General features: G+C 65.9%; 2 protein-coding genes. Both read right to left on the bottom strand.

Annotation, left to right across the window (positions count from 1 at the left end; genetic code table 11):
• A partial coding sequence (locus tag EOA24_RS32065; RefSeq protein WP_127410486.1) for a bifunctional [glutamine synthetase] adenylyltransferase/[glutamine synthetase]-adenylyl-L-tyrosine phosphorylase occupies positions 1–2,406 on the bottom strand: 2,406 nt, incomplete at its 3' end.
• 12 nt (positions 2,407–2,418) lie between these two features.
• Positions 2,419–3,203, bottom strand: a 785-nt coding sequence (locus EOA24_RS32060) for a HAMP domain-containing sensor histidine kinase (protein ID WP_133374715.1), incomplete at its 5' end; no start/stop codon positions are given.

Raw genomic sequence — 3,203 nt, 5'->3', positions numbered from 1 at the left:
GTGCTCCCAGGTCCAGGCATCCTGGCGCTGATATTTCTTGAACGCGTCGATATGGGTGGCGACCGGCCCCTTGTTGCCGGAGGGGCGCAGGCGAAGGTCCAGTTCATAGAGCACGCCTTCGGCGGTCGGCGCCGAGACGGCGGCGATCAGGCGCTGCGTCATGCGGGTATAGTAATGCGACGGCGCCAGCGGCTTGTCGCCGTCGGACTCTTCGGCATCCGCGTCATGGTCATAGAGCAGGATGAGATCGACATCGGAGCCGGCGGTGAGCTCGCGGCTGCCGAGCTTGCCCATGCCGAGCAGCGCCACCCTACCCCCGGCGATGCTGCCATGGCGCTGCGCGAATTCGGCGATCACCGCTTGAAGCGCCGCCTCGATGGTGAGGTCGGCGAGATCGGAAAAGGCACGCCCCGCCCGCGCCGGATCGATCGAGCCGGCAAGCAAGCGCACGCCGATCAGGAATTTCTGCTCGGCGGCAAAGATGCGCAGGCGATCGAGCACGTCCTCATAGGCGTGGTCGCCCTCGATGAAGGCGGCAAGGCGGGCCGAAAGATAGGCGCGATCCGGCAATTCGGTGAGCAGCGCCGGGTCGAGCAGCCCGTCAAAAACATGCGGGCGGCGCGTGATGATGGCCGCCAGCCGTGGGGCAGCGCCCATGATCGTCGCCATCAGCTTGAGCAGCGCCGGGTTCGATTGCAGCAGCGAGAAGAGCTGGATGCCCGCTGGCAGGCCGGCAAGGAACTCGTCGAAGCGGATCAGCGCCTCGTCGGCGCGTCGCGTCTGGCCAAAGGCTTTGAGCAGCGCCGGCGTCAGTTCGGTCAGCCGCTCACGCGCTTCGGCAGACTGGGTGACGCGGTAGCGGCCGAAATGCCAGCCGCGGATGACGCGACAGATGTCGCTCGGCCGCTGAAAGCCCAGGCGATGCAAGGTCTGCAGCGTGTCAGGATCGTCGACATCGCCGGTGAAGACCAGATTGCCGATACCGGCCGACAGTTCGGGAGCGGTTTCGAACAGCGCCGCATAGTGCCGCTCGACCTGCTGCAACGAGGCGCGGAAGGCCTGCGTGAAATCGGCCTCGCCGGCAAAGCCCAGCATCAGCGCAATGCGTTCCAGCCCCTCGTCGCTGTCGGGCAGGATATGCGTCTGCTCGTCCGCCACCATCTGGATGGCGTGCTCGACACGGCGCAGGAACCAGTATTGCCGGGTGAGCGCATCGCGCGCATCGGCGGTGATCCAGCCGCGCGCGGCGAGCGCACCCAGCATCGGCACCGTCTCGCGGCCGCGCAGCTCCGGGAAGCGGCCGCCGGCGATGAGCTGCTGGGTCTGGACGAAGAACTCGATCTCGCGAATGCCGCCGCGGCCGAGCTTCACATTGTGGCCCTTCACCGCGATCTCGCCATGACCCTTATGGGCATGGATCTGGCGCTTGATCGAGTGGACGTCGGCGATCGCGGCATAGTCCATGTATTTGCGCCAGACATAGGGCTGCAATTCCTTGAGGAAGGCGGCGCCGGCGGCAAGGTCGCCGGCAACTGGGCGCGCCTTGATCATGGCGGCGCGCTCCCAGTTCTGGCCGCGCGCCTCATAATAGCGAAGCGCGGCCTCGACCGGGATCGCCAGCGGCGTCGAGCCTGGATCGGGACGGAGCCTGAGATCGGTGCGGAAGACATAGCCGTGCTCGGTGCGGTCCTGCAGGATTCGCACGAGCCGCCGGGTGAGCCTGGAGAACAGCTCGGTCGCGTCGAGCGGGTCGATGACGGCCGGCGCTTCCGGATCGAAGAAGACGACGAGGTCGATATCGGAGGAAAAATTCAGCTCATGCGCGCCGAGCTTGCCCATGCCGAGCAGGATCCAGCCTGAATCCTTTGCCGGCACCGCCGGCTTCGGCAGCTTGAGCTTGCCTTGCCGGTGCGCGTCGAGCAGCAGGAAATCGACGGCGGCGTTTGTACAGGCGTCGGCCAAATCGCTGAGGCGGCGCACCGTCACGGAGGTCTCCGCCTCGCCCGAAAGATCGGCCATCGCGATCAGGAAATGCGCTTCCGTCTTCCATTGCCGCAGCGCCATCATCAGGCTCGATTCCGAGGCGTCGTCCGACTTGGCCGCGCCGCTGATCGCTTCGCCGATGGCGCCGAGCCGCGCTTCGATCGTTCCATCGAACAGCGTGTCGAGGATTGCCGGCCGGCGGCGCGCGACATCGCGCAGGAAGGGCGAGAGATCGAACACGGCCGCCAGCAGGTCCAGCGGCGGCCCCTCGCCCGCCAGGAATCCAGCGAGGCGGGAAAGCCCCTCCTCCTCGGCGGCGTCGGCGATCTCCGACAATTCGCGCCGGGCATGCTCCGTGTCCAGGGGCTGGAGCGCCAATGTCGGGCTAAGCCGGAATTCGGATTCGATTTTCTTCTTCGCCATTTGTCCGAACCATCAATGCGTCTCCCGCAACGGAAAACTCATGACCACGGACAATCCTGGATTGGCGGGCAAAAGATCAAGCCTGCCGTTGTGGAAAGTCATGATGGCCTTGGCGAGGCTGAGGCCGAGGCCCGAGCCCGGCTGCGAGCGGCTCTTTTCCAGGCGCACGAAGCGCTCGGTGGCGCGGGCACGATCGGCGTCGTCGGGAATGCCGTGGCCATTGTCGGTGACGGTAAGCTTGATTTCGCTTCCGGCGCGCTCCAGCGCCACACGCACTCTCGGCGTCTCGGCGGCGTCGGTCGAGTATTTGATGGCGTTGTCGACGATGTTGGACAGCGCCTGACCGATCAGCTCGCGGTTGCCGTTGATCGTGAAGGCCTCGGGGACGGTCGCCTCCAGCGTGACACCCGCTTCCTCCGCCACCGGCTCGTAGAGCTCGACGACGTCGCTCACCGTTGCGGCGAGATCGACCGGACCGGTCTGTTCCGAGGAATAGCCGGCCTCCAGTCGCGAGATCATCAGTATGGCGTTGAACGTCTTGATGAGCTGGTCGGACTCCGCGATCGTGCCTTCCAGCGCCTGGCGGTAGTCTTCCGTCTTGTGCCTGCCGGCAAGCGTCGCCTCGGCGCGGTTGCGCAGCCTGGTCAGCGGCGTCTTCAGATCATGGGCGATGTTGTCGGAGACCTGCTTCAGCCCCTCATTCAGCATGGCGATTCTGGCCAGCATCGCATTGAGGTTTTCCGACAGGCGGTCGAATTCGTCGCCGGCGCCGGGGACCGGCAGCCGTCCGCTGAGGT

It is taken from the genome of Mesorhizobium sp. M2A.F.Ca.ET.039.01.1.1 (genome assembly GCF_003998035.1).
Classification (GTDB): domain Bacteria; phylum Pseudomonadota; class Alphaproteobacteria; order Rhizobiales; family Rhizobiaceae; genus Mesorhizobium.
The sequence above is the reverse complement of the archived record's forward strand: the minus strand, read 5'-3'. Positions and strand labels throughout refer to the sequence as shown.